The following is a 2,284-nucleotide window of genomic DNA, read 5'->3' on the forward strand; positions in this document are numbered from 1 at the left end:
ACAGGCTCGTTCACATAGAGCCGCCGTTCTTTCAGGTACTGCACCAGCTCCGGCTGCTGACAGCCGGATACAAAGGTAGTCCAGGCCATGCCTTTCAGCTCTTCATCAGACAGATGCACCGCTGCATCACAGATGCGATCGATCAATTCCAAGGTAGCCAAAATGGTGTTGGTTTTCAGGGTGCCCCGGAACATCCGGAACTCCACCGTATCCGGGTTTTGCAGATTGACGCAGGTATACCGTCCCCCATGGTAGCCCTTCTTGGCGAAGTCCAGAATGTCCATGGGGTGCTCCTTGTAGCCGTACCGGGCGGCCCACCGCTCCAGCTGCCGCTGGGTGCGGCGGCTGAACTTCAGCAGCTCCTCCCAGTGCTTCTCGAAGAAGTAGAGCACCCGGGCAATGGCCTGGTCCTGCTCCTGCTGGGTGTTCCCGAAAGCAGTGCGGCTTACATGAATATGGAGCCCGCAGGTGCTGGCCCGGTGGCTGCGGTAGCCCAGGGAGAGGGCCTTCCGGCACAGTTCCTCCCAGGGCATGGCGTGAAGCTGCCACTCCAGGGACAGAGGGTGGGTCACCAGCTCCAGACCGTCGTCCAGGGAGCCGTCGTGTTTGATGTACATCAGAGGATACCCGGCGTTAGCGATATCCAGTAGCGCCCGGGCGCTGTCCGGATCCTCGCCGCCCTGATCCAGCTCCAGTTCCACACCGAAAAACCGGGGCCCCTCTCCCTGGAAGATGGGCTCCGGTTTGTAATAATAATCGTGGATGGGCTTGTCCCGGGACAGGGTATGGAAGCAGTCCAGGCAGTAGGGCCGCTCGTCAAATTCGTCCGACTCTTCGTAATAGGCCCCGGTCTCTCTCACAAGAGCACCGCAGCGGCAGCAGCGGACATAGTGGTCGTCAAAGCAGTCCTGGCACAGTGGGGTGTCAGTGGTGCCTGCGTTGTCACTCTCCCAGATCCGCTCGCCGCAATAGCTGCAAAACAGGGTGTGGTTGTCCAGGCATTGGGCGCACAGCTCCTGGCCATCGAAATGGTAGAGCTGCTCGGTTGGCAGAGAAGCGCCGCAGAGTTCGCAGGTATACAGTTCTTTCATGGTAATTCCTCCTTAAAACGCAAAAAAGCCCCGGGGCTTTCCCCGAGGCCATCGTAGCTTATAGTATACAGTTCAAGGTTCGGGCGGTCCGGAAGGCGGGAAAAGGTCCAGAGCCAGCAGAATGGCCACCCGGACCCCCTCCCGGAAGGCGCCCTCTACAGAAGCCGTCTCCCGCTTTACAAAAACTTCCTCCAACCTGTCCAGCAGATCGGCCGCCTCCCGGTCCAGCTGTTTGCGCAGTTCCTCCGACAAGACTATCATCTCCTCTGAGCATTGGGTGTACACCGGCTCCCCGTAGCGGAAGCCGTCCTCCATAAGCCGCTCCATCATAGGTAAATCTCCGGTCGGGCGAAGCGGCGGCGGTACCGTTCCAGCTGCTCCGGCGACAGGCTCTCAAAGTCCTCGCTGTCCGGCGGGGCAGCGCACAGAAAGAAGGTACCTGCGATGATGTCGTAGATCTCCCCGCTGTCCAGCCGCAGGCAGCGATTGAGAGGCAGTCCCACCAGTTTGCCCTCCTCGTGGCAGATGAGAGCCACCGGTTCCTCGAAGGGATACACGGCCTGAATGGGGCCGCCTACCGCCTGCTGCATGGCTTCCAGGGTGTTGTCCAGTTCTGCCGCCCGGGGCGGCTCCAGCGGGGCGACCAACAATACGTTCATAACCATACCTCCACATAAAAGGATAGCCCAGGAAGCAGATGCTCCCTGGGCTTCATGGGTATAGTATACAGTTTATTTGGATGTGGATTCGGAAATCGCCTTGTAAGTATGATAAGAAATCGAACGCATGTTAGCGTCAGGCGATAATCGCCATTCCGGGTCAGGCGAAAAACGCCAATTTTGGTCAACTGAAAACAGCCATTTACAATTTGAATAGTTCCTTTACACTGGAGGCGTAGCCAGCCCCCGGTGAAAGGAGATAAGATGAAACAACCCAATTTCGCAGCCATGTCCCCGGTTGTGGCAAAGGCCATTGAGCAGATGATGGCCGAGCAGGGAGACAAGTTCTCGCTGGAGAAGGTCAATCTTGCAGAGCTGGAGCGCCGTACCGGGATTTCCCGCGCCAGACTGCGCTGGATGAAGGAGCACGGCTTTGAGGACACTGAGCACGCCGCAAAGGGCCGGAAAGCGAGCACCACGCTCCTGAGCGGCTATACAGGTATCCTGGATGGTCTGCTGAAGAACGGCGTGACA

3 protein-coding genes and 1 pseudogene are annotated in these 2,284 nt (G+C 58.4%); 1 reads left to right on the top strand and 3 read right to left on the bottom strand.

The window, feature by feature from the left end; genetic code table 11:
* The 3 genes from B5G42_RS17410 to B5G42_RS17420 form a co-directional block, all read right to left on the bottom strand.
* On the bottom strand, nucleotides 1–1,091 hold a 1,091-nt coding region (locus B5G42_RS17410; protein ID WP_087273133.1), incomplete at its 3' end, for an amidoligase family protein.
* 72 nt (nucleotides 1,092–1,163) lie between these two features.
* Nucleotides 1,164–1,421 (bottom strand): hypothetical protein, encoded by a 258-nt coding sequence (locus tag B5G42_RS17415; RefSeq protein WP_087273136.1) that lies wholly within the window; start codon nucleotides 1,419–1,421, stop codon nucleotides 1,164–1,166.
* Complete coding sequence (locus B5G42_RS17420; RefSeq protein ID WP_206406216.1) at nucleotides 1,418–1,750, bottom strand: DUF3846 domain-containing protein; 333 nt, start codon at nucleotides 1,748–1,750, stop codon at nucleotides 1,418–1,420. The genes B5G42_RS17415 and B5G42_RS17420 overlap by 4 nt, the downstream gene beginning before the upstream one ends.
* A 264-nt stretch (nucleotides 1,751–2,014) precedes the next feature.
* On the opposite strand from B5G42_RS17420, the pseudogene B5G42_RS17425 reads away from it, so the two are divergent.
* Nucleotides 2,015–2,284 (top strand): annotated as a pseudogene (locus B5G42_RS17425) (IS21 family transposase); the annotation flags it as partial.

Source organism: Flavonifractor sp. An91 (assembly GCF_002159225.1).
GTDB classification, from domain to species: domain Bacteria; phylum Bacillota; class Clostridia; order Oscillospirales; family Oscillospiraceae; genus Flavonifractor; species Flavonifractor avicola.